Source organism: Bradyrhizobium sp. BRP22 (genome assembly GCF_020194175.1).
GTDB lineage: Bacteria > Pseudomonadota > Alphaproteobacteria > Rhizobiales > Xanthobacteraceae > Bradyrhizobium.
Map to the genome: position 1 here is coordinate 83,797 of NZ_JADYVX010000019.1, position 23,116 is coordinate 106,912.

At 63.7% G+C, this 23,116-nt stretch carries 30 protein-coding genes; 27 read left to right on the forward strand and 3 right to left on the reverse strand.

The window, feature by feature from the left end:
• Positions 1–30 precede the first annotated feature (30 nt).
• From rplP to rplQ, 19 genes are all read left to right on the forward strand, one after another.
• The gene (gene rplP / locus I6F35_RS22800) at positions 31–444 is read left to right on the forward strand and encodes a 50S ribosomal protein L16 (protein ID WP_225119903.1); all 414 of its coding nucleotides are present in this window, start codon (positions 31–33) and stop codon (positions 442–444) included.
• A gap of 5 nt (positions 445–449) precedes the next feature.
• Positions 450–656, forward strand: a complete 207-nt coding sequence (gene rpmC / locus I6F35_RS22805; protein WP_225119904.1) for a 50S ribosomal protein L29 — start codon at positions 450–452, stop codon at positions 654–656.
• Positions 657–666: 10 nt separating this feature from the next.
• On the forward strand, positions 667–915 hold the full coding sequence (rpsQ, locus tag I6F35_RS22810) for a 30S ribosomal protein S17 (protein WP_027583261.1): 249 nt from the start codon (positions 667–669) through the stop codon (positions 913–915).
• 81 nt (positions 916–996) lie between these two features.
• Positions 997–1,365, forward strand: coding sequence for a 50S ribosomal protein L14 (gene rplN / locus I6F35_RS22815; RefSeq protein WP_028168155.1), 369 nt, complete (start codon positions 997–999; stop codon positions 1,363–1,365).
• Entirely contained in the window at positions 1,365–1,679 is a 315-nt protein-coding gene (gene rplX / locus I6F35_RS22820) for a 50S ribosomal protein L24 (protein ID WP_225119905.1), read from the forward strand. The genes rplN and rplX overlap by 1 nt, the downstream gene beginning before the upstream one ends.
• The gene (gene rplE / locus I6F35_RS22825) at positions 1,672–2,229 is read left to right on the forward strand and encodes a 50S ribosomal protein L5 (protein WP_225119906.1); all 558 of its coding nucleotides are present in this window, start codon (positions 1,672–1,674) and stop codon (positions 2,227–2,229) included. The genes rplX and rplE overlap by 8 nt, the downstream gene beginning before the upstream one ends.
• Positions 2,230–2,276: 47 nt before the next feature.
• Positions 2,277–2,582: a 30S ribosomal protein S14 gene (rpsN, locus tag I6F35_RS22830; RefSeq protein ID WP_028168152.1), complete on the forward strand. Its 306-nt coding sequence runs from the start codon at positions 2,277–2,279 to the stop codon at positions 2,580–2,582.
• 13 nt (positions 2,583–2,595) lie between these two features.
• Entirely contained in the window at positions 2,596–2,994 is a 399-nt protein-coding gene (rpsH, locus tag I6F35_RS22835) for a 30S ribosomal protein S8 (protein WP_225119907.1), read from the forward strand.
• A gap of 14 nt (positions 2,995–3,008) precedes the next feature.
• Positions 3,009–3,542, forward strand: coding sequence for a 50S ribosomal protein L6 (gene rplF, locus I6F35_RS22840; RefSeq protein WP_225119908.1), 534 nt, complete (start codon positions 3,009–3,011; stop codon positions 3,540–3,542).
• 11 nt (positions 3,543–3,553) lie between these two features.
• A complete protein-coding gene (rplR, locus tag I6F35_RS22845; RefSeq protein ID WP_225119909.1) occupies positions 3,554–3,913 on the forward strand; it encodes a 50S ribosomal protein L18 in 360 nt (119 codons plus the stop codon).
• A gap of 52 nt (positions 3,914–3,965) precedes the next feature.
• A complete protein-coding gene (gene rpsE, locus I6F35_RS22850) occupies positions 3,966–4,538 on the forward strand; it encodes a 30S ribosomal protein S5 (RefSeq protein WP_225119910.1) in 573 nt (190 codons plus the stop codon).
• Positions 4,539–4,575: 37 nt separating this feature from the next.
• Entirely contained in the window at positions 4,576–4,770 is a 195-nt protein-coding gene (rpmD, locus tag I6F35_RS22855) for a 50S ribosomal protein L30 (RefSeq protein ID WP_028168147.1), read from the forward strand.
• Between the two features lie 20 nt (positions 4,771–4,790).
• A complete protein-coding gene (gene rplO / locus I6F35_RS22860; RefSeq protein ID WP_225119911.1) occupies positions 4,791–5,279 on the forward strand; it encodes a 50S ribosomal protein L15 in 489 nt (162 codons plus the stop codon).
• Positions 5,280–5,423: 144 nt separating this feature from the next.
• Positions 5,424–6,755 carry a preprotein translocase subunit SecY gene (gene secY, locus I6F35_RS22865; protein WP_225119912.1) on the forward strand — a complete coding sequence of 444 codons (1,332 nt, stop codon included), beginning with the start codon at positions 5,424–5,426 and terminating at the stop codon, positions 6,753–6,755.
• 75 nt (positions 6,756–6,830) lie between these two features.
• A complete protein-coding gene (locus I6F35_RS22870; protein ID WP_225119913.1) occupies positions 6,831–7,691 on the forward strand; it encodes an adenylate kinase in 861 nt (286 codons plus the stop codon).
• Positions 7,692–7,877: 186 nt separating this feature from the next.
• Positions 7,878–8,246: a 30S ribosomal protein S13 gene (gene rpsM, locus I6F35_RS22875; RefSeq protein WP_225119914.1), complete on the forward strand. Its 369-nt coding sequence runs from the start codon at positions 7,878–7,880 to the stop codon at positions 8,244–8,246.
• Between the two features lie 115 nt (positions 8,247–8,361).
• Positions 8,362–8,751: a 30S ribosomal protein S11 gene (gene rpsK, locus I6F35_RS22880; protein ID WP_006021048.1), complete on the forward strand. Its 390-nt coding sequence runs from the start codon at positions 8,362–8,364 to the stop codon at positions 8,749–8,751.
• A 99-nt stretch (positions 8,752–8,850) separates the two neighbouring features.
• Positions 8,851–9,894, forward strand: a complete 1,044-nt coding sequence (locus I6F35_RS22885; protein WP_225119971.1) for a DNA-directed RNA polymerase subunit alpha — start codon at positions 8,851–8,853, stop codon at positions 9,892–9,894.
• Positions 9,895–10,029: 135 nt separating this feature from the next.
• Positions 10,030–10,446, forward strand: coding sequence for a 50S ribosomal protein L17 (gene rplQ, locus I6F35_RS22890; protein WP_225119915.1), 417 nt, complete (start codon positions 10,030–10,032; stop codon positions 10,444–10,446).
• A 92-nt stretch (positions 10,447–10,538) separates the two neighbouring features.
• On the opposite strand, the gene I6F35_RS40555 is transcribed toward rplQ, so the two are convergent.
• The gene (locus I6F35_RS40555) at positions 10,539–12,434 is read right to left on the reverse strand and encodes a HAMP domain-containing methyl-accepting chemotaxis protein (RefSeq protein ID WP_225119916.1); all 1,896 of its coding nucleotides are present in this window, start codon (positions 12,432–12,434) and stop codon (positions 10,539–10,541) included.
• A gap of 497 nt (positions 12,435–12,931) precedes the next feature.
• Here I6F35_RS40555 and I6F35_RS22900 point away from each other — a divergent pair, with 497 nt between their 5' ends.
• Complete coding sequence (locus tag I6F35_RS22900; RefSeq protein WP_225119917.1) at positions 12,932–13,723, forward strand: SDR family oxidoreductase; 792 nt, start codon at positions 12,932–12,934, stop codon at positions 13,721–13,723.
• An 89-nt stretch (positions 13,724–13,812) separates the two neighbouring features.
• On the forward strand, positions 13,813–15,141 hold the full coding sequence (locus tag I6F35_RS22905; RefSeq protein ID WP_225119918.1) for a chloride channel protein: 1,329 nt from the start codon (positions 13,813–13,815) through the stop codon (positions 15,139–15,141).
• 36 nt (positions 15,142–15,177) lie between these two features.
• Here the strand turns inward: I6F35_RS22905 and I6F35_RS22910 are convergent, their stop codons facing one another.
• Positions 15,178–16,191 (reverse strand): zinc-binding alcohol dehydrogenase family protein, encoded by a 1,014-nt coding sequence (locus I6F35_RS22910; RefSeq protein WP_225119919.1) that lies wholly within the window; start codon positions 16,189–16,191, stop codon positions 15,178–15,180.
• 109 nt (positions 16,192–16,300) lie between these two features.
• Between I6F35_RS22910 and I6F35_RS22915 the strand changes: the two genes are divergently transcribed.
• The 3 genes from I6F35_RS22915 (at position 16,301) to I6F35_RS22925 (ending at position 19,472) form a co-directional block, all read left to right on the forward strand.
• Entirely contained in the window at positions 16,301–16,678 is a 378-nt protein-coding gene (locus I6F35_RS22915) for a helix-turn-helix domain-containing protein (RefSeq protein WP_225119920.1), read from the forward strand.
• Between the two features lie 68 nt (positions 16,679–16,746).
• The gene (locus tag I6F35_RS22920) at positions 16,747–18,138 is read left to right on the forward strand and encodes a DegQ family serine endoprotease (RefSeq protein ID WP_225119921.1); all 1,392 of its coding nucleotides are present in this window, start codon (positions 16,747–16,749) and stop codon (positions 18,136–18,138) included.
• Positions 18,135–19,472, forward strand: a complete 1,338-nt coding sequence (locus tag I6F35_RS22925) for a replication-associated recombination protein A (protein ID WP_225119922.1) — start codon at positions 18,135–18,137, stop codon at positions 19,470–19,472. Before I6F35_RS22920 ends, I6F35_RS22925 begins: the two co-directional genes overlap by 4 nt.
• Before the next feature lie 22 nt (positions 19,473–19,494).
• Here I6F35_RS22925 and I6F35_RS22930 read toward each other — a convergent pair whose 3' ends face one another.
• The gene (locus I6F35_RS22930; RefSeq protein ID WP_225119923.1) at positions 19,495–20,295 is read right to left on the reverse strand and encodes an LON peptidase substrate-binding domain-containing protein; all 801 of its coding nucleotides are present in this window, start codon (positions 20,293–20,295) and stop codon (positions 19,495–19,497) included.
• A gap of 315 nt (positions 20,296–20,610) precedes the next feature.
• Between I6F35_RS22930 and I6F35_RS22935 the strand changes: the two genes are divergently transcribed.
• From I6F35_RS22935 to I6F35_RS22945, 3 genes are all read left to right on the forward strand, one after another.
• Complete coding sequence (locus I6F35_RS22935; protein WP_225119924.1) at positions 20,611–21,816, forward strand: RluA family pseudouridine synthase; 1,206 nt, start codon at positions 20,611–20,613, stop codon at positions 21,814–21,816.
• A gap of 40 nt (positions 21,817–21,856) precedes the next feature.
• Complete coding sequence (locus I6F35_RS22940) at positions 21,857–22,183, forward strand: hypothetical protein (protein WP_225119925.1); 327 nt, start codon at positions 21,857–21,859, stop codon at positions 22,181–22,183.
• Positions 22,184–22,332: 149 nt separating this feature from the next.
• Positions 22,333–23,112, forward strand: a complete 780-nt coding sequence (locus I6F35_RS22945) for an ATP12 family protein (RefSeq protein ID WP_225119926.1) — start codon at positions 22,333–22,335, stop codon at positions 23,110–23,112.
• The last annotated feature ends 4 nt before the right edge of the window (positions 23,113–23,116 follow it).

Here is a 23,116-nt window from a genome sequence, read left to right on the forward strand (position 1 = left end):
AGCGAGATGAGAGTTTGAGGGCTTAACGCCATGATGCAACCAAAGAAAACGAAGTTCCGGAAGGCGCATAAGGGCCGCATCCACGGCGTTGCGACTTCGGGCGCGACGTTGTCCTTCGGCCAGTTCGGCCTGAAGGCGCTCGAGCCGGAACGCGTCACCGCGCGCCAGATCGAGGCCGCCCGCCGCGCGCTGACCCGCCACATGAAGCGCGCCGGCCGCGTCTGGATCCGCGTGTTCCCGGACGTGCCGGTGTCGAAGAAGCCCGCCGAAGTGCGCATGGGCTCGGGCAAGGGCTCGCCGGAATTGTGGGTGGTCCGCGTCAAGCCGGGTCGTGTGCTGTTCGAGATCGACGGCGTCACCAACCAGGTCGCGCGCGAGGCGCTCGATCTCGCCGCCGCCAAGCTGCCGATCAAGACGCGCTTCGTCGCGCGCATCGCGGAGTGACCGAGATGGCCCAGTTGAAAATCGAGGATATCCGCGCGATGAGCGCCGACCAGATGGAGGACGCGATCCTCAATCTGAAGAAGGAGCGGTTCAACCTGCGCTTCCAGCGCGCCACCGGCCAGCTCGAGAACACCTCGCGGCTGAAGGAAGCGCGCCGCGACATCGCCCGTATCAAGACCATCGCCGCGCAGCAGCGCGCGAAGAAGAAGTAAGAGGCCGGACATGCCGAAACGTACGCTGCAGGGCGTGGTCGTCAGCGACAAGCAAGCCAAGACGGTGGTGGTGCGCGTCGATCGCCGCTTCACCCATCCGATCTACAAGAAGACGATCCGCCGTTCGAAGAACTACCACGCCCACGACGAGAGCGACCAGTTCAAGCCGGGCGATACGGTGTGGATCGAGGAAAGCAAGCCGATCTCGAAGTTGAAGCGCTGGATCGTGATCCGGGGCGAGCAGAAGCAAACGGCCTGACGCGCATCCGGCTCTGGAGCCGGGGAATGTCGGGAAAATTTTGAGCGCAAGTGAAGCGCAGAAAGAGGACGAGGTGCATCAATGATTCAGATGCAGACCAACCTCGACGTGGCCGATAATTCAGGCGCACGCCGTGTCATGTGCATCAAGGTGCTTGGGGGCTCCAAGCGCCGCTACGCCACCGTGGGCGACATTATCGTTGTGTCGATCAAGGAAGCCATTCCGCGTGGCAAGGTGAAGAAGGGCGACGTCATGAAGGCGGTCGTGGTGCGGGTCCGCAAGGACATTCGCCGCCCCGACGGCTCGGTCATCCGCTTCGACCGCAACGCAGCCGTGCTGGTCAACAACCAGTCGGAGCCGGTCGGCACCCGCATCTTCGGGCCGGTGCCGCGCGAGCTGCGCGCCAAGAACCACATGAAGATCATCTCGCTTGCCCCGGAGGTGCTGTGATGGCTGCCAAGATCCGGAAGGGTGACAAGGTCATCGTGCTGACCGGCCGCGACAAGGGCCGCACCGGCGAAGTGTTCGAGGTGCGCCCGGCCGAAAACACCGCGCTGGTGCGCGGCGTCAACATGGTGAAGCGTCACCAGAAGCAGACCCAGAACCAGGAGGGCGGCATTATCTCCAAGGAGGCGCCGATCCACCTCTCCAACGTCGCGTATGTCGGCAAGGATGGAAAGCCGACCCGCATCGGGTTCAAGATTCAGGCTGATGGCAAGAAGGTTCGCATTGCCAAGAGCTCGGGAGCAGAGATCGATGGCTGAGACCGCCTATGTGCCGCGCTTGCGCACGGAATATGACAGGAAGATTCGCGGCCTGCTGACCGAGAAGTTCGGCTACGAGAACGCGATGCAGGTGCCGCGGCTGGACAAGGTCGTGCTCAACATGGGCGTCGGCGATTCCGTCAACGACCGCAAGAAGGCCGAGACCGCCGCCGCCGAGCTGACGCAGATCGCCGGCCAGAAGGCCATCGTGACCTATTCGCGGGTTGCGATCGCGACCTTCAAGCTGCGCGAGAATCAGCCGATCGGCTGTAAGGTCACGCTGCGCAAGGCCCGCATGTACGAGTTCATCGACCGCCTGGTGAACGTCGCGCTGCCGCGCGTGCGCGACTTCCGCGGGCTGAACCCGAAGAGCTTCGACGGCCGCGGCAACTATTCGCTCGGCATCAAGGAGCACATCATTTTCCCCGAGATCGACTTCGACAAGGTCTCGGAAGCGCGCGGCATGGACATCACGGTGTGTACCACGGCCAAGACCGACGACGAGGCTCGCGCCTTGTTGACCGCTTTCAATTTCCCGTTCCGGCAGTGAGACGCTGACGAACAGCCTCTCAAACGCGGAAACGTAAGGAGCCACGCATGGCAAAGAAGAGTGCAGTCGAGAAGAACAACCGGCGCAAGCGGATGGCCAAGAACGCCGCCGCCAGCCGTGCCCGGTTGAAGGCGATCATCGCCGACAAGACCAAGCCGATGGAAGAGCGTTTCGCGGCGACCTTGAAGCTTGCCGAAATGCCGCGCAACTCGTCGCCGACCCGGATACGCAACCGTTGCGAGCTCACCGGTCGCCCGCGCTCGAACTATCGCAAGAACAAGCTGTCCCGCATCGCGCTGCGCGAGCTCGGCTCCAAGGGCCTGATCCCGGGCCTCGTGAAGTCGAGCTGGTAAGGAGGGTCGGAAGATGTCAACGCACGATCCGATCTCCGATCTCATCACCCGCATCCGGAACGCGCAGATGCGCTCGAAGTCCAAGGTCACGAGCCCGGGCTCGAAGATGCGCCAGAACGTGCTCGAGGTGCTGAAGGCGGAAGGCTATATCCGCGGTTATGCCAGCGTCGAGCACTCGTCCGGCCGCAGCGAGCTCGAGATCGAATTGAAATATTTCGACGGCGAGCCGGTCATCCGCGAGATCGAGCGCGTGTCGAAGCCGGGCCGCCGGGTCTACACCTCGGTGAAGAACCTGCCGCGGGTGAACAATGGTCTCGGCATCTCCGTGTTGTCGACGCCGAAGGGAATCATGGCCGACCATGACGCGCGCGACGCGAATGTGGGCGGCGAAATTCTCTTCACGGTGTTCTGAGGAAGGATTGAGCCATGTCACGTATTGGCAAAAGGCCTGTGGCGATCCCGTCGGGTGTGACGGCGACCGTCGATGGGCAGACGGTGAAGGTGAAGGGGCCGAAGGGGCAGCTTCAGTTCGTCGTGCATGACGATGTCGAGGTGAAGTTCGAGAACGGGCAGGTCAAGGTTGCGCCGCGCGTCAAGACGAACCGCGCGCAGGCGATGTACGGCACCGCGCGTGCGCAGGTCGCGAACCTGGTCGAGGGTGTGACCAAGGGTTTTGAGAAGAAGCTCGAGATCACCGGCGTCGGCTACCGCGCGGCGATGCAGGGCAAGAACCTGCAGCTCGCGCTCGGCTACAGCCACGACGTCATCTACCCGATCCCGGAGGGCATCTCGATCGCGGTGCCGAAGCCGACCGAGATCACCGTCTCGGGCATCGATCCCCAGCGCGTCGGCCAGGTCGCGGCCGAGATCCGCGCGTATCGTCCGCCGGAGCCCTACAAGGGCAAGGGCGTGAAGTACGCCAACGAATTCATCTTCCGCAAGGAAGGCAAGAAGAAGTAACGGAGCCGGTCATGTCACTGAAGGTTACCAATGCCCGGCGCAAGCAACGTGTGCGGTTGGCGCTGCGCCGTTCCGGGGGCGGCCGTCCGCGCCTGTCGGTGTTCCGCTCGTCCAAGCACATCTACGCCCAGGTGATCGACGATCAGAAGGGCGAGACGCTGGCGTCGGCCTCGTCGCTCGAGAAGACGATGCGCGAGAACGGCAATACCGGCGCCAATATCGATGCGGCGAAGGCGGTCGGCAAGCTGCTTGCCGAGCGCGCCACCCAGAAGGGCGTCAAGGAAGTCGTGTTCGACCGCGGCGGCTATCTCTATCACGGGCGCGTCAAGGCGCTCGCGGATGCCGCGCGCGAGGGCGGACTGAGCTTCTAAGGATTCGAATATCAGGGATTGAGGCAAAGCCTCTCAGAGATTGGAAAACACCATGGCAGAACGCGAACGCGGCGGACGCGAACGGAGCAGGGAGCGCGAGGAGCGCGACAGCGAGTTCGTCGACAAGCTCGTGCACATCAATCGCGTGGCGAAGGTCGTCAAGGGCGGCAAGCGCTTCGGCTTTGCGGCGCTGGTCGTGATCGGCGACCAGAAGGGCCGGGTCGGTTTCGGCCACGGCAAGGCGCGCGAAGTGCCGGAAGCGATCCGCAAGGCGACCGAGGCCGCCAAGCGCAACCTGACCCGCGTGGCGCTGCGCGAGGGCCGCACGCTGCATCACGACATCGCCGGCCGTCACGGCGCCGGCCGCGTCTACCTGCGCGCCGCGCCGGCCGGTACCGGCATCATCGCGGGCGGCCCGATGCGCGCGGTGTTCGAGACGCTCGGCATCCAGGACGTGGTGGCGAAGTCGATCGGTTCGTCGAATCCGTACAACATGGTTCGCGCCACCTTCAACGCGCTGAAGAACCAGGATTCGCCGCGCTCGGTCGCTGCGCGCCGCAACATCAAGGTGTCCACCCTGCAGGCCCGTCGCGTCGGCGGCGATGCCGAGGTAGTGGCTGAATAACTTGCGCTAAACCAGCGCACTATCTGGAGTTTTAGAGATGGCCCAGGCCGCAAAGACGATCAAGGTCGAGCAGATCGGCAGCCCGATTCGCCGCCATCATTCGCAGCGTTCGACGCTGATCGGCCTCAAGCTCAACAAGATCGGCCGGGTTGCCGAGCATCAGGACACCCCTGAGGTTCGCGGCATGATCAGCAAGGTTCAACACCTCGTCCGCGTCGTCGGCGAGGGTTAAGACAGACAAGGAGAAGGGCGATGAAGCTCAGCGAGATCGCCGACAATCCCGGTTCGCGCAAGAAGCGCATGCGCATCGGCCGCGGCATCGGTTCAGGCAAGGGCAAGACCGGCGGCCGTGGCGGCAAGGGCCAGACCGCGCGTACCGGCGTGCGCATCAAGGGCTTCGAGGGCGGCCAGATGCCGCTGCATCGCCGCCTGCCCAAGCGCGGGTTCAACAACATCTTCCGGCTCGAGTTCGCCGAGATCAATCTCGACCGTCTGCAGCAGGCGGTCGACGCCAAGCAGCTCGACACTGGCGCGGTCGTGAACGCGGAAGCGCTGGTGAAGGCGGGCGTGCTGCGCCGCGCCAAGGACGGCGTGCGGCTGCTCGGCCGCGGCGAACTCACGGCCAAGCTCAACATCGAGGTGCACGGCGCCTCCAAGTCCGCGATCGCCGCGGTGGAGAAGGCCGGCGGCACGGTGAAAGTCCTGGCGCCCGCCAAGAAGGAAGAAGGCGAGGCGGCGTAACATCTGCGTCATTGCCTGCCCCGTGCAGGCAAGGGCGGCAGAGAACGTTGGACTTATCGAAGCCGAGCACCAAATAATGTCCGGTGTCTGCCGACGGTCCCAAGGGGGACGTCGGCGCGGGGCCTCCGGGAGAAAGCCAAGACGATGGTCTCAGCAGCGGAACAACTTGCAGCCAACCTCAATTTCGGAGCTCTGGCGAAGGCCGAGGAGCTGAAGAAGCGCATCTGGTTCACGCTGGGTGCGCTGCTTGTTTATCGGCTCGGCACCTACATCCCGCTGCCCGGCATCGACCCCAATGTGTGGGAGCAGGTGTTCCGCTCCCAGGCGGGCGGCATCCTCGGCATGTTCAACATGTTCGCCGGCGGCGGCATCCACCGCATGGCGATCTTCGCGCTGAACATCATGCCGTATATCTCGGCATCGATCATCATCCAGCTTCTGACCACCGTCTCGCCCCAGCTCGAGGCGCTGAAGAAGGAAGGCGAGGCCGGCCGCAAGACGCTGAACCAGTACACGCGCTATCTCACCGTGATCCTTGCCGCGTTCCAGTCCTACGGCATCGCGGTCGGGCTCGAGGGCGCCGGCAATGTGGTCACCGAGCCTGGCATGTTTTTCCGCCTCTCGACGGCGATCACGCTGACCGGTGGCACCATGTTCCTGATGTGGCTGGGTGAGCAGATCACCTCGCGCGGCATCGGCAACGGCATCTCGCTGATCATCCTGGCCGGCATTGTCGCGGAACTGCCGGCGGCGCTCGCCAACATGCTCGAACTCGGCCGCCAGGGCGCGATGTCGACCGGGCTGATTCTGGTCGTGATCGTGATGGCGGTTGCCGTGATCGCCTTCATCGTGTTCATGGAGCGCGCGCAGCGCCGCCTGCTGATCCAGTATCCGAAGCGCCAGGTCGGCAACAAGATGTTCGAGGGCCAGTCCTCGCATCTGCCGCTCAAGCTCAATACTTCCGGCGTGATTCCGCCGATCTTCGCGTCCTCGCTGCTGTTGCTTCCGACCACGGTTGCGAACTTCAACGTCGGCTCCGGACCGGAATGGATGCAGTGGATCACCACCCAGCTCAGCCATGGGCGGCCGCTGTTCCTGGTGCTCTATCTCGCGCTGATCGTGTTCTTTGCCTTCTTTTACACGGCGATCGTGTTCAACCCGACCGAGACCGCCGACAACCTGAAGAAGCATGGCGGCTTCATTCCGGGCATCCGGCCCGGCGAGCGCACCGCTGAATACATCGACTACGTGTTGTCGCGCATCACGGTGGTCGGCGCGGTCTATCTTGCGATCGTATGTCTCATCCCGGAGATTCTGATTTCCTACGCCTCCGTGCCGTTCTACTTTGGCGGCACATCGCTTCTGATCGTGGTCAGCGTGACCATGGATACGGTGGCGCAGGTTCAGGGCTATCTGCTTGCCCATCAGTATGAAGGGCTGATCAGGAAGTCCAAGCTCAGGGGTCGTCGCCGCTAGCAGAGCGGAGCGGCGGCGCAAAAAACTCAAAACCACGGGTGTGCGGATCTCGCTCACCAAGCCGGGGGGCGAAAAATGAGATTGATCCTTTTGGGGCCGCCAGGCTCGGGCAAGGGGACCCAGGCCCAGCGGCTGGTTCAGAAATACGGCATCGTCCAGCTCTCGACCGGCGAGATGCTGCGCGCCGCGGTTGCCGCCGGCACGCCGATCGGCCTGCAGGCCAAGGACATCATGGCCGCGGGTGGGCTGGTGCCGGACGAGATCGTGATCGGCATCATCTCCGATCGCATTGATCAGCCTGACGCCAAGAAGGGCTTCATCCTCGACGGTTTCCCGCGCACGGTGCCGCAGGCCGAGGCGCTGGATGAACTCCTGAAGAAGAAGCGCCTCAAGCTCGACGCCGTGATCGAGCTTCGCGTCAATGAGAGCGCGCTGCTCGAGCGGGTGGAGAAGCGTGCCGCCGAGACGCGGGCGCGGGGCGAGGAAGTCCGCGCCGACGATACGCCCGAAGTGCTGACCAAGCGGCTGGCGAGCTACCGCGCCCAGACCGAGCCGCTGATTCACTACTATTCCGAGCGCCGCAAGCTGCTCACCGTAGATGGCATGATGACCATCGAACACGTCACGAGCGAGATCAACCGGATCCTGCAGGCGCTCGGCGCCGCGGAACCCAAGGCCGCGCGGCGGGCCTCGCCGGCCAAGCGTTCGGCGTCTGGAACCGCAGGCAAGGGAACCAGGGCGCCGGCCAAGAAGGCCGCGGCCAAAGCCAGGGGCGCTGCCAAGGGAACCCGGAAGGTGGCTACCTCGGCCCGGAAAGCCCGCAAAACGGTCTCCAAGGCCGCCAAGGCGAGGGGCGTCGGCAAGGCCAAGAAGACGGCAAGGCAGGCGGCCAAGCGGCCGGCAAAAAAGCTCACGAAAAAGCGAGCTAAGCGCTAGGAGCGGTTGACGAAACCGACATGAATCCTTTAATAAGCCCCGCATCCAAGTTGGATAGTTTTATGACGATGCCGAGCCCCGAAGGAACGAGGGGAGGGCGTCGTGTTCGCGTTTGTGGACACCTGCCCGAGATAGCAGAGATCTAGGAAGCCCCGATCCGGTGGATCGGCGACAGGAGAGAAGGCCGTGGCTCGTATTGCCGGCGTGAATATTCCAACCAACAAGCGCGTGCTGATCGCGCTTCAGTACATCCATGGCATCGGCCAGAAGAACGCCGCCGACATCATGGAGAAGGTCAAGATCCCGCTGGAGCGTCGCGTCAGCCAGCTCAGCGACCAGGAAGTGCTGCAGATCCGCGAAGTGATCGACCGCGACTACGTCGTCGAGGGCGACCTGCGCCGCGAGACCGGCATCAACATCAAGCGGCTGATGGACCTCGGCTGCTATCGCGGCCTGCGCCATCGCCGTGGCCTGCCGGTGCGCGGCCAGCGCACCCACACCAATGCGCGCACGCGCAAGGGACCGGCCAAGGCGATCGCCGGCAAGAAGAAGTAAGTTTGCGTATAGCGACTTGGCAGTGGCGAATCGAATCATTCGCCGCGCGCCGTTCGCGTTTTGAGGTGTAGCCGCTGGCATTACGGCGGCGTTGAGATCATAGGAAAGGTTTGGAATGGGCAAGGAAGCCACCCGCGTACGCCGCCGCGAACGCAAGAACATCGCCTCCGGCATCGCGCATGTGAATTCGTCGTTCAACAACACCACGATCACCATCACCGACGCGCAGGGCAACACCATTGCCTGGTCTTCCGCCGGCACGATGGGTTTCAAGGGGTCGCGCAAGTCGACCCCCTATGCCGCGCAGGTCGCGGCGGAGGACGTTTCCAAGAAGGCGCAGGAACATGGCATGCGCACGCTGGAAGTCGAAGTCGCCGGCCCCGGTTCGGGCCGCGAGTCGGCGCTCCGCGCGCTGCAGGCCGCGGGCTTCACCGTCACTTCGATCCGCGACGTGACGACGATCCCGCACAATGGCTGCCGTCCGCGCAAGCGCCGGCGCGTCTGATGGTTGGTCGCGGGGCGGCTTTGCCGTCTCGCGATTGTTTTTGGAATTGACCGCGCGGACTAACCCGCGACGCCAGTAAGTTGATGTCGACTGGCCCAAATCGACCTCACCACGGGTGACACAGTGACGATCCAGAAGAATTGGCAGGAACTTATTCGACCGAACAAGCTGCAGGTGACACCGGGCGGCGATGCGACCCGCTTTGCGACCATCGTGGCCGAGCCGCTGGAGCGCGGCTTCGGCCAGACGCTCGGCAACGCGCTGCGCCGCATCCTGTTGTCCTCGCTGCAGGGCGCGGCGGTGCAGTCGGTGCATATCGACGGCGTGCTGCACGAGTTCTCCTCGATTGCAGGCGTTCGTGAGGACGTCACCGACATCGTCCTCAACATCAAGGACATCTCGATCAAGATGCTGGGCGAAGGCCCCAAGCGCATGGTCGTGAAGAAGCAGGGTCCGGGCTTCGTCACCGCAGGCGACATCCAGACCGTGGGAGACGTTACCGTGCTCAATCCGGACCTCGTGCTCTGCACCCTGGACGAGGGCGCCGAGATCCGCATGGAGTTCACGGTCTCGACCGGCAAGGGCTATGTGCCCGCCGAGCGCAACCGGCCTGAGGACGCGCCGATCGGCTTGATCCCGGTCGACAGCCTGTTCTCGCCGGTCCGCAAGGTCTCCTACAAGGTCGAGAACACCCGCGAGGGCCAGATCCTCGACTACGACAAGCTGACCATGACGATCGAGACCAACGGCGCGATCACGCCGGAGGATGCGGTCGCCTATGCCGCGCGCATCCTGCAGGATCAGCTCAATGTGTTCGTGAACTTCGAGGAGCCGCGCAAGGAAGTCGCGCAGGAGATCATCCCCGATCTCGCCTTCAACCCTGCCTTCCTCAAGAAGGTCGACGAGCTCGAACTGTCGGTGCGTTCGGCCAACTGCCTGAAGAACGACAACATCGTCTATATCGGCGACCTCGTGCAGAAGTCGGAAGCGGAAATGCTCCGCACCCCGAACTTCGGCCGCAAGTCGCTGAACGAGATCAAGGAAGTGCTGGCCCAGATGGGTCTGCATCTCGGCATGGAAGTGCCGGGCTGGCCGCCGGAGAACATCGACGAGCTCGCCAAGCGCTTCGAGGATCATTACTGATCCCGGATCATTACTGATCCAACATCATCGTCGTGGCCGGACATCCCGGCCACGGTTTAGCGGGCGAACGCAGGAAGCCCACCTGAGAAACATGTCCGACGCGCCGTCGTGACACTCAATCCAAAGGAATAGATCATGCGTCACGGAAGGGTTCATCGGAAGCTCAATCGCACGGCCGAGCATCGGCGCGCGATGTTCGCCAACATGGCTGCTGCCTTGATCAAGCACGAGCAGATCGTCACCACGCTGCCGAAGGCCAAGGAGCTGCGTCCGATCGTCGAGAAGCTCGTCACGCTCGGCAAGAAGGGCGGGCTGGCGTTGCGCCGCCAGGCGATCTCGGAGCTGCGCGACGTCGACATGGTCAAGAAGCTGTTCGACACGCTGGCGCCCCGCTACAAGGACCGCCAGGGCGGCTACACCCGCATCATCAAGGCCGGCTTCCGCTATGGCGACAATGCCGCGATGGCCGTCATCGAGTTCGTCGACCGAGATGTCGACGCCAGGGGCCAGGATTCCGGCCCGGTGCAGGAAAAGGAAGCCGAGGCGGCGTAAGTCGCTTCGACCTTGAAGCTTTGTGGAAGCGCGCCGTCGAGCGCCGCTTTTTCTTTGGGTGCATGTCCGCCCGGGTGAGCCGTCCGCCTGTCTCAGGCCGCCCGGATGGTGGCGAGAAACTTGTCCAGTTCCTGCTTGAGACGGTTGTTTCCGTCCGAAAGCAGTCTTGCCGACTGCAGGACCTGAGAGGACGCGTTGCCGGTCCTGGAGGCGCCGTTCGCTACCTCGCCGATACTGATGGCGACCTGGGACGTCCGCTCGGAGGCGCCCTGGATGTTCTGGGCGATGTTGCGGGTTGCGGTGCCTTGCTGCTCGATCGAGCCGGCGACCGTCGATGCGATCTGCGAGATCCGACCGATGATATCGACGATCTCGCTGATCGCATCGACCGATTCGCGCGTCGCGATTTGGATGCCGGCGATCTGCGCGCGGATTTCGTCGGTTGCGTCGGCGGTCTGCTTGGCGAGTGTTTTTACCTCCTGCGCGACCACCGCAAACCCGGCGCCTGCCTGTCCGGCTCGGGCGGCCTCGATCGTCGCGTTGAGCGCGAGCAGATTGGTTTGCTGGGCGATCGTTGCAATGAGCTGAACGACGCTGCCGATGCGGTCGGCCGCGGACGCCAATCGCGCCATGCGATCATCGGTCTGCCTGGCTTGATCCACGGCGTGCCGGGCGATGCCGGCGGACTCCTCCACCTGGCGTCCGGTTTCGGCGGCGGAAGCGATCATCTGTTCGGTCGCGGCGGCAACCAGCTGCACGTTTGCAGAGGCCTCCCTGGAAGCCGCGGCAGCGTTGGCCGACAATTTCCTCGTCTCGTGCGCAGTGTCGCTTAGACTGTGAGCAGATGCAGTCAGTTCTTCCGATGCGGACGAAACCGCGTCGATCACATTGCCTGCGGCGGCTTCAAAAGCGCCGGCGAGCCTCGCGAGTTCTGCCTTGTGCCGATCGGCCGCGCGGCGATCCTCCTCCAGCCTTGCTTCGAGCTCGAGCTGGGCCTTTTCCTTTGCCTTGAGCTTGAAAGTCTCGACGGCCTGCGCCATCTCGCCGATTTCGTCCGTTCGATCGAGGCCGGGCAGAACGACATCGAAGCGACCTGCCGCCAGCTCGCGCATGGCGGCGCTCATCCGGCTGATCAGGCCGGCCACGCGTCGTCCGAACACGACGGCCAAAAGGGCGAGCGTGAATGCGGCAAGCCCGGTCAGCCAGGTGAGCATCTGCCTGAAGTCGGCAGCCTTGCGCTCCGCGAGCTCGGACCGCGCATTGGCGGCATCCGCCGCCTTGATCAGGGTCGGACGGGTGCGATCGTAGATCTGTTCGAGGTCTTCCACCTGTTCGTCCAGCGCCTGCCGAGAGACGAGGAATCCGGCGAAGGCCAATTTGTAGGCGCGTACAAGCGCAAGGATCTCCGACTTGGTATCGGCCGCGAGTGTGGATTGGGCAAGCATCGTCTCGAATTCGGCCTCGCGCTCGTTGAGCTGATCACCGAACTTCTCTTCGCCGCGAAGGATGAAATCCTTCTCATGACGACGCATCGTCAGCATCAGGATGCTTAGCTGCGGCTGCTCCACCTGAGCCAGTCGTGATTCGATTTGCTGGACCGCGCTCCGGAGCTTGCCCTGCAACCCGTCGCTTTCGTTCAAGCCAAGGACGCGCTGGGCGCCGACAATGTTCTGGAACCTGGTCGCATAAAGATTGATTCCACTTCGCAGCGAACCTGCCTGCCTGATCGGATCGCCGTCCGGCGCGGCGGCGGCGAAGGCCTCGATCTTGTCAAGTTCGGCAAGCTCCTGCTGGATGCGGTCAGCGTGCATTTTCACCAGCGCTTCATTGCGGGTACGAAGGAAACGCGTGGTGATCTGCTGTGACTCCAGGAACCCTTCCGAGAGAGAGGAGAGCTGCGCCCTGAATCGTGCGGCGTCATCCGACTCACGCTGTAGCCGCGCCGCGTAATAGAGGCCGCTGAGGCAGGTTGCGCTTATGATTAACACGCCGCCTATGCCAAGCATCGCGATCTGAGTCTTCAGGCTTGGGCGGAGGCGTCGCAGGATCTTCGGACCGAGTTTCCGGTTTGTGGAAGTTGAAAACATTCTGGTCCTGCATTCCTGTGGAGATCGAGAGCATTTGCCGCGAAAAGCGTCACCGGGGGAATGGCTCACATCGTTGGCCGGAGCCATGTGCGAGCTACCTAGTGAGCGTGAGTTGACAATCTGTGAAATGATGAAGGACAAAGCGAAATGTGCGAGCATATGACGGAATGATGAATGTTCGAGGCGTTGATCTCCGTCTGCTCGCGTTGCGCGGAGACCATCCATCACCAGGCTCAACAGAAGCAAGCTGAAGTTGCGCACTTGCAGGTCAGGTGTTCAAGCGATGCGCACCGAGCATCGCCTTTCCGACTTCTGCATCCTCACGCATGAGTGAGCGGTGATTGAATTCTTGTGAACCGCAACGATATCCCAGTCATTGTCCTTCAGGAGGCCGACGCATGAAGATTGATCTTTCCGGAAAAACCGCGCTCGTGACCGGCTCGACCGCCGGCATCGGCCTGGCCATTGCCCGCGGCCTTGCAGCCACCGGCGCGGAGGTGATCATCAATGGCCGCAGTCAGCCCAAGATCGACGCCGCGGTCGCCTCAATTCAGAAGGCGATCGCGGGCGCCAGGGTTCGCGGCATCGCCGCCGATGTCTCCACCGCTGCGGGATGCAAGGCGCTGCTATCGGCACAACCCGAGGTTGATATCCTCATCAACAATGCCGGCATCTTCGAGCCGAAAAACTTCTTCGAGATTCCGGACGAGGACTGGACCCGGTTCTTCGAGGTCAATGTGATGTCGGGCGTGCGCCTGTCGCGCGGCTACATGCAGGGCATGCTGAAGCGCAACTGGGGCCGTATCATCTTCATCGCCTCCGAATCGGCGCTCGTCGTTCCCAAGGAGATGATCCAGTACGGCATGACCAAGACCGCGCAGCTCTCGATCTCGCGCGGTCTCGCCGAGCTGACCCGCGGTACGGCGGTGACCGTCAATTCGGTGATGCCGGGCCCGACGCTGTCCGAAGGCGTCGAGACCTTCGTCAAGGATCTCGCGAGGCAGAATGGAGAGCCGGAGGACGAGGCGATCGCGAACTTCGTCAAGCAGCACCGCCCGACCTCGCTCTTGCAGCGCTTCGCCAGCGTCGACGAGATCGCGAACATGGTCGTCTATGTCTCCTCGAAGGAGGCCTCCGCCACCAACGGCGCGGCGCTCCGCGTCGAAGGCGGGATCATCAACACGATCTGAGGCGGGCGTGGAAGCCGCCGATATGGTCAGCGAAGCAAACGCCGTAATCCGCGCTTTTGCCGGAGGCGCGGATTGCGTAGAACCGTTGCATGAAGCTGAAACTGTCCACCCGCCACCAACGGCTGGTTAAGATCACCTCGGCGCGCTGGCAACGGCGCGCGATCTTTCTGCTCGGCGGCGTCGTTGTCGGCGCGGCCGCGGTGATGTTGGCGCAGCTCGCCGATCTGGCCCAACAGGCCTTCGCGATGCTGCTGTCCAAATCACGTTATGCATCGCTTCTCGTCACGCCTGTTGGTTTTGGGCTGTCGGCGTTGCTCACGGCCAGGCTGTTTCCGAACGCCCAGGGCAGCGGCATTCCGCAGGCGATCGCCGCGCGGCATCTTACCGTTCAGCAGGCGAGGGAACGGCTCGTATCCATCCGTATTGCCGTCGGAAAGATTGTCCTGACGCTCTTCGGCCTGTTATGCGGTGCTTCGATCGGTCGCGAAGGACCAACGGTCCAAGTCGGTGCGTCCATCATGTTTGCCATTGGACGCGTATCGCCGCGACGGCAGCCGGGATTGATCCTGGCCGGCGCCGCGGCCGGCGTCGCCGCCGCCTTCAACACGCCGCTCGCCGGCATTGTGTTTGGTATCGAGGAGATGAGCCGTGCCTTCGAAACGCGCACCAGCAGCCTGATCATCGCAGCGGTCATTGCTGCCGGCCTGACGTCGCTCGCGGTGATGGGCAACTATGATTACTTCGGCACGAGCGCGGTGACGCTGGGCCGCGGCATCGACTGGCTCGCCATTCCCGCTTGCGGCGTCGTCGGCGGTTTGATGGGCGGACTGTTCAGTCGCTTCGTCATTACCGTGGCGCGCGGACTTCCGGGCGTTGCTGGACAGGCGATCCGACGCCATGCGGTGCCATTTGCAGCGCTGTGCGGCCTCGCGGTCGCGCTCTGTGGGCTGGTGTCCGGCGATACGGTCTATGGCACAGGCTATACACAGGTAAAGGCTGCGCTCGAGAACGGTGCACCATTGCCTGGAGACTTTGGGCTACTGAAGTTCCTGGCCACCGCCCTGGCGGCCATCAGCGGCATTCCCGGCGGGATCTTTTCGCCTTCGCTGGCCGTGGGCGCCGGATTGGGCTCGAACGTAGCGTCCTTCTTCCACGGGGCGCCCTTGGCAGCGATCATGCTGCTCGGCATGGTCTCGTATTTCGCCGGCGTCGTCCAAGCCCCCATCACGGCGTTCGTCATCGTGACGGAAATGACCGGCGAGCACACCATGGTGGTGCCGTTGATGACCGCCGCATTGATCGCCTACGGCACCTCGCGATTGGTTTGCGAGGAAGGAATCTATCACGCGCTTGCCAAAGGCTTCATCGAACGGTCGACGCCGCCGACCGAAGCGGCACGCGCCCCCGCGCGATTGTAGGGGACGGGCAGGCTGCGCCTTGCCCACCCTGCGGATTCACCACCCTTCCAGCACGATCTTGCCGCGCGACTTGCCGCTTTCGAGCAGCGCATGTGCGCGCTTCAGGTTGGCCGCGTTGATGGTGCCGAAGGTCTCGGCAAGCGTGGTGCGCAGCACGCCCTTGTCGATGAGGTCGGCGACGTCGTTGAGCAGATGATGCTGCGCGATCATGTCAGGCGTCTGGAACGAGGAACGCGTGAACATCGATTCCCAGTGCACGGATACCGCCTTGCCCTTGAACGCGCTGACATTGAATTCCGGCGGATCGTCGATCAGGCCGAACTTGCCCTGCGGCGCCATGAAGTCGGCGATCGCCTTGTAGTGCTGGTCGGTGAAGGTGAGGCTGGCGACGAGGCCGACCGGCGGCAGCTTCAGTTTCTCGATCTGCTCCTTCATCGGCTTGCCATGATCGACCACCGCATGCGCGCCGAGCTCTAAGCACCATTTCTGCGATTCCGGCCGCGTCGCGGTTGCGACAACCGTCAGGCCGGTCAGCCGCCGCGCGAGCTGGATCAGGATCGAGCCGACGCCGCCGGCGCCGCCAACGATCAGGAGCGTACGCGGATCGAGGCTCTTGCCGGGCACAGCGCCGAGCCGATCGAACAGCAATTCCCACGCCGTGATCGAGGTCAGCGGCAGGGCGGAGGCCTGCGCGAACGAGAGCGTCTTCGGCTTGGCGCCGACGATCCGCTCGTCAACCAGATGAAATTCCGAATTGGTGCCCTGGCGCAGGATCGAGCCGGCATAGAACACTTCGTCCCCGGGCTTGAACAGACTGACCTCCGGGCCCACGGCATCGACCACGCCGGCGGCGTCAAATCCCAAAATCTTGACCTCGCCGTCGGGCGGGGCGGCGCGCTTGCGCACCTTGTAGTCGACCGGGTTGGCGGAGATCGCCTTGACGGCGACGCGAATGTCGCGCCCCTTGGGCTCCGGTTTGGCGGCGTCGAAATCGAACAGCGATTCCGCGTCCTCGATCGGCAGGGATTTCTTGTATCCGACGGCCTTCATTGCCTTCTCCCTTGTCTGGCTGCGATCTAACTGTCGCGCTGGCGCTCCATTGGCAAGTACGGTAAATTCAGGGAACTAGTCCCTGTTTGGATACTATTGGAAAAACCTGATGAAACGGCGGAATTTTGCCCATCGGCCGGGCTGTGCGGTCGAGGCGACGCTCGATCTGATCGATGGCAAATGGAAGGGCGTGATCCTGTTCCATCTCCTGTCCGGCACCCAGCGTTTCGGCGAGTTGCGGCGGCGGATGCCGGGCATCACCCAGCGCATGCTGACCAAGCAGCTCCGCGCACTGGAGGAGGACAAGCTCATCATCCGCAAGGTCTATGCCGAAGTGCCGCCGCGGGTCGAGTATACCGTCTCCGAAATCGGCGAGAGCCTGCGGCCGGTGATCGAGATCCTGAAACAGTGGGGCGAGACTCACCAGGAGCGGCTCTCCTGCGCGCCGGCGCCTGAGCCCATTGAAGCGGCGCAGACGGCCGCCTGAACCAACAATCGCTTCTCTCGCCGCCGGCTCATGCCTATATCGAAACGACGAATTCCCGGGATCTCTACATGCAATTGATTCGCCTGGCCGCCGTGTTGTTGATTTCAGCCGCCGCCGCGACACCGGCGCTGTCGCAGGACCGCCGTGTGCCGTCCTCGGCCAGCGAGGTGAGGCTGTCCTACGCGCCGATCGTGCAGCGCGTGCAGCCCGCGGTCGTCAACGTCTATGCTGCCAAGACCGTCCAGAACCGCAACCCGTTCCTGGATGACCCGATCTTCCGCCGCTTCTTCGGCGTACCCGGCCAGCCGGAGCAGATGCAGCGCTCGCTCGGCTCCGGCGTGATGGTCGATTCCTCCGGCCTCGTCGTCACCAACAACCACGTCATCGAGGGCGCGGACCAGGTGAAGATCTCGCTCGCCGACAAGCGCGAGTTCGAGGCCGAGATCGTGCTCAAGGACAGCCGCACCGACCTCGCAGTGCTGCGCATCAAGGCCGCGAAGGAGAATTTCGCGACGCTCGATTTCGCCAATTCCGACGAACTGCTGGTCGGCGATGTCGTGCTCGCGATCGGCAATCCCTTCGGCGTCGGCCAGACCGTGACGCATGGCATCATCTCGGCGCTCGCGCGTACGCAAGTCGGCATCACCGACTATCAGTTCTTCATCCAGACCGATGCGGCGATCAATCCCGGCAATTCCGGCGGCGCCCTCGTCGACATGACCGGGCGGCTCGCCGGCATCAACACCGCGATCTTCTCGCGCTCCGGCGGCTCGCAGGGCATCGGCTTTGCGATCCCCGCCAACATGGTGCGCGTGGTGGTGGCGTCCGCCAAGAGCGGCGGCAAGGCGGTGAAGCGGCCATGGCTTGGCGCGCGGCTGCAGGCGGTGACGCCTGACATCGCCGAAACGCTGGGACTGAAGCTGCCGAACGGCGCACTGGTCGCAAACGTCGCGCCGAACAGCCCGGCCGCGCGTGCAGGGCTGAAACTGTCGGATCTGATCGTTGCGATCGATGGCCAGAGCATCGATGATCCGAACGCCTTCGACTACCGTTTTGCAACCCGTCCGCTCGGCGGCACCGCCCAGATCGACGTGCAGCGCGGCGGCAAGACCATCAAGCTGACGGTGCCGCTGGAAACCGCGCCCGATACCGGACGTGACGAGATCGTGCTGACGGCGCGCTCGCCGTTTCAGGGTGCGAAGGTCGCAAACATCTCGCCGGCGCTCGCCGATGAGTTGCATCTCGACGCCGGGGTCGAAGGGGTCGTGGTCACCGATCTCGCCGATGACGGCACGGCTGCGAATGTCGGCTTCCAGAAGGGCGACATCATTCTCGCCGTCAACAACCAGAAGATCGCGCGCACTGGCGATCTCGAGAAGGCCTCGAAAGCGGCCTCGCGCATCTGGCGGATCACGCTGGTGCGCGGCGGCCAGCAGATCAACGTGACGCTCGGCGGATGAACGCGAAGCGACAGCAGGAGCCGACCACCAATCTCTTTGCCGCGGCAGGGATGGAGCAGGATGCGCCGCATCCGCTGCCGGACCGGCTGCGGCCGCGAAAGCTTTCCGACGTCGTCGGCCAGGACCACATCCTTGGGCCCGACGGCGCGCTGACGCGCATGCTGGAAACGCGCACGTTGGGCTCGCTGATCTTCTGGGGCCCGCCGGGCACCGGCAAGACCACGGTGGCGCGGCTTCTGGCCGATGCGACCGAGCTGCATTTCGAGCAGATTTCCGCGGTGTTTTCCGGCGTTGCCGATCTGAAGAAGGCGTTCGACGCCGCACGTGCGCGGCGCGAGACCGGCAAGGGCACGCTGCTGTTCGTCGACGAGGTCCATCGTTTCAACCGGGCGCAGCAGGATTCCTTCCTGCCCGTGATGGAAGACGGCACGGTGGTCCTGGTCGGCGCGACGACTGAAAATCCATCGTTCGAGCTCAACGCCGCGCTCTTGTCGCGGGCGCGCGTCTTGGTGTTCCATTCGCTCGACGCGGAAGCGATCGAAAAACTCTACGCCCATGCCGAGGAGGTCGAGGGCAGGAAGCTGCCGCTGGATGCGGAGGCGCGCGCCGTGTTGGTGCGGATGGCCGATGGCGATGGCCGCGCCGCGCTCACGCTCGCCGAAGAAGTCTGGCGGTCTGCGCGCAAGGATGAGGTGTTCAATCCCTCCCAGTTGCAGGAGATCCTGCAGCGCCGCGCGCCGATCTACGACAAATCCGCCGACGGCCACTACAACCTGATCTCGGCGCTGCATAAATCCGTGCGCGGCTCCGATCCGGATGCTGCGCTGTATTATCTCGCGCGCATGCTCGATGCCGGCGAGGATCCGCTGTTCCTGGCGCGGCGCGTGGTGCGGATGGCGGTCGAGGACATCGGCCTGGCCGATCCGCAGGCGCTTGTGGTCGCCAATGCCGCCAAGGACGCTTATGATTTTCTCGGCTCGCCGGAGGGAGAGCTCGCAATCGCGCAGGCTGTGGTCTATGTCGCCACCGCGCCGAAATCGAACGCCGTGTACACCGCGTTCGGTGCGGCCAAGCAGGTGGCGAAGCAGGGCGGCTCGCTGCTGCCGCCCAAGCACATCCTGAACTCCCCGACCAAATTGATGAAGTCGGAGGGTTACGGCGCCGGCTACCAGTACGACCACGACGCGCCCGACGCCTTCTCCGGCCAGGACTACTTTCCGGAAGCCCTGGGCCGCCAGACCTTCTACGATCCGCCCGACCGCGGCTTCGAACGCGAAATCCGCAAACGGCTGGATTATTGGGATAGGCTCAGGAAAGAGCGGGGCGGGACATAGACCGCCCCGATCCTGAGAAGCCTTAGCTCGCTTTGGCGGGCGCGCCGGCACGCATCCAGCCCAGAATGGTTTCGAGCCGCACGACCACGTCCCGGATTTCCAGGGCCTGCTGCATCTTTTCGATGCCGACCTCCAGGAGCTGGACGACAACGTCGGCAAGCACGCCTGGCTCGCCGGCATAGCGGTAGAGCGATTGCGGCGGCACAGTGTTGGTGGAGTTCCGATACGCCTCGAAGATTTCACGCGTTAGCGCGAAAGCCTCGGTATCGAGCGCGCGGAACTCTTCGAGCGGTACGACCTCAGCCGCGAGGAAGTCAGCTTCTACGGGTCTGAGAACAGCAACGCGCTTGCCGCAGGAAATCCTGACCTTCTGGTCTCCGTTCGGCAGTTCGATGCGATTCATGATGTCGGCGACGACGCCAACCGAATAAAGCGCGTCGAAATCCGGGTCGTCGTCTTCGGCTTGTCGCTGAGTGATCACGACGATGCGCCCATCGTTGGCGGCCGCGCTCTCGACCGCGCGACGCGTCTTCTCGCGTCCCACGAACATCGGGGAGATCAACTGCGGGAAGAACACGATGTCCCGCATGGGCGCGACGGGGATCACCGTGCCGCCGTTGAAGACCGGGGCAGGGGAACTCTTGCCCTGGGCCGTGACCGGCTGGCTCGACTGGATGGCCGCCGACAGCACGTTCCAGTCGTGAAAGCCCAAGGTCCTGGCGACCAGTTCGAGGCTCTCGCTGTGGCTGACGGAAATCGATTTGGCTTTGAGCGCATCGCGCAGTGTCTGCGCCATGGCCTTCGCATCGCGGAAATCGCGCATGGATGGTCCTCTGCTGTAAGCGAACGAGAAATCGTCAGGTGCTTGCGTTGCTGACTCGTTCGCCGGGGCAAAGGAAGCCGGAAGCGGCTCGATACGTTCACCATACCCTGTTCGGGCGCAAGCAGCGGGTCGTATCCACCCACGGAAAATATGCATGGCGTTCCCAACACTGTCAACGAGTATAGGTGGCTTGTTGCACGCGTCTCATCAAACCGGTGTCGCTTTTGGAGGTTTTGCGCGGAATTTGTGGTGATTTCGCCGTGACGGCCAGCCGCATTTGCGCTACGCAACACTCGACCTCTGGAGCCGAACAGCATGAGCCGCCGCGTCAAGAGACCATTGTCAAAATCGAGCGATCGTGGTGATCGCCCGAAGAGCGCGCGGCCCTTTCGCAATGGTCACGAGGGCGATCGGCCGCCGATGCACCGCGCGGGCACAAGGCCGCCGCGCTTTGCCCAGCCGCGGCGGGAGAAATCGGCCCCGCCCGTTGCAGCAGAGCCCGCGAAAGCTGCCGCCGAGCTGCCGTTGCCGACAAAAGTCCAGACGGTCACCGTGACCGCTGACGAGAACAACATGCGCATCGACCGCTTTCTCGAGGCGCGGTTTCCCGGGCTGTCGTTCTCCCATATCCAGCGCATCGTTCGAAAGGGCGAGCTGCGCGTCAATGGCAAGCGCGCCGACAGTAAGGACCGGCTGGAGGAGGGACAGAGCGTACGCATCCCGCCGCTGAAGCTCGATGCCCCGAAGGTGGTTGGTCAGCTCTCCGAGGCCGCGACGAAGACGCTGGCCGCGCTGAAGGAGATGACGCTGTTCGAGGACGCCGACGTGCTGGTGCTGAATAAGCCCGCCGGGCTTGCCGTGCAGGGCGGCTCCGGCACCACGCGCCATGTCGATCAGATGCTGGAGGTGATGCGCGACGCCAAGGGACAGAAGCCGCGCCTGGTGCACCGCCTCGACAAGGAAACGTCGGGCTGCCTCCTGGTCGCGAAGACCCGCTTTGCCGCGACGCATCTCACCGGCGCGTTTCGCTCGCGCTCGGCGCGCAAGATCTATTGGGCGTTGGTGGCGGGCGTGCCGAAGCCGAAGCAAGGCCGGATCTCGACCTATCTTGCGAAAGAGGAGGGCGAGGACGACACGATCATGCGGATTGCCGCTCATGGCGACGAAGGCGCAAGCCACGCTGTGACCTATTATGCGGTGGTCGAAACCGCGGCGCAGAAGCTAGCATGGGTATCGCTGAAGCCGGTCACGGGGCGTACCCACCAGTTGCGCGCGCATATGGCGCATATCGATCACGCCATCGTCGGCGATCCCAAATATTTCAATCGCGAGAATTGGGAGCTGCCGGGCGGGTTGCAGAACAGGCTGCATCTGCTGGCACGGCGCATCGTGATTCCGCATCCCCGCGGCGGGGTCATTGACATCACGGCGCCGCTCCCGCCGCACATGCAACAATCCTGGAACCTGCTCGGTCTCGACACCAGCCGGTTCGACCCGATCGAGAATGCCCCTGAAGAATAATTTATTTGCGGTTTCACCGGGGCGTTCCGACATATGCGCAATGAGACATTCGTCGCGCGTGCTTGTCGTCCTGGCCTTGCTGTTCGCAGCGCCCGCTGCGTCGGCGCAGTTCATTGCGCCTGGCACCAACCCGAACCTTTTTCCGCCGCCACTTCCGCCTCCACCGCCACCGAAGATCGTGGCGCCGACGACGCCGATGATGCGTGGAGAACCGGAATCTCAGCTGCCCTCGCTGCCAGCTCCCCGCGCGTCGACCCGCCGCTCGTTCAGTGACCGTATCAGCCGCTGCCTCGACGAGGGCGCGGCTGCCGGCCTCGATCCTGCCGATCGGACCGCTTATTCGCGCAGTTGCGCCACCCGTGACTGACGCCTGAACGAGCCGGGGAACATGCACTGGACCCCGCTGCGGGTCGGGCCGTTGCAGCCACAACGATCTTCCTGATCCCGTCAGCTTTATTTGGAGCGGCGCCTGACTTATCCTGCGCCAAATGAAGCCCAACGGAAGCTTGCGAACAGATGCGCGAATTATTCGATGAAGATGAAGCGGCGGGACAATCCCCGCCGGATCCTCAGGAGGCCGCGCGCCGCAACGTGCGCGCGCCGCGGCGCAAGCGGTTCTATGGCGGCGCCGATGTCACTGAGGACGATGACGGTTTTGCCGTGACGCTCGACGGACGGCCGATCCGTACGCCATCGGGAAAGAAGGTGACGGTGCCCTCGCGCGCGATTGCGGATGCCGTCGCGGCCGAGTGGAACGCGCAAGGAGAGACGATCGATCCGCTGACCATGCCGCTGACGCGCTTTGCCAACAGCGTGATCGAGGGGGTGGTCGATCGCGTCGACGTGGTCGCCGATGACGTTGCAAAATATCTCGGCTCGGATCTGTTGTTCTATCGCGCCGGCCATCCGGAGGCGCTGGTCGCCCGCGAGGCCGCGCATTGGGACCCGATCCTGTTCTGGGCCGCGGATACGCTCGGCGCGCATTTCATCCTCGCGGAGGGCATCGTGCACGTCGCCCAGCCGGAGAGCGCGATCAAAGCCGCCCGCGAGGCGTTCCCGAAAGATCCATGGTCGGTAGCGGCGCTGCACGTGGTGACGACGCTCACCGGCTCGGCATTGCTGGCGCTGGCCTTGACCCATGGGGTTCGGGACGCAGACCAGATCTGGACCGCCGCCCATGTCGACGAGGACTGGAATATCGAGCAATGGGGCGTGGACGAGGAGGTCGCCGCACGCCGCGCCGCGCGGCTGGTCGATTTCAATGCCGCCGCCAGCATCCTGAAGACGCTGAACTGAGTTC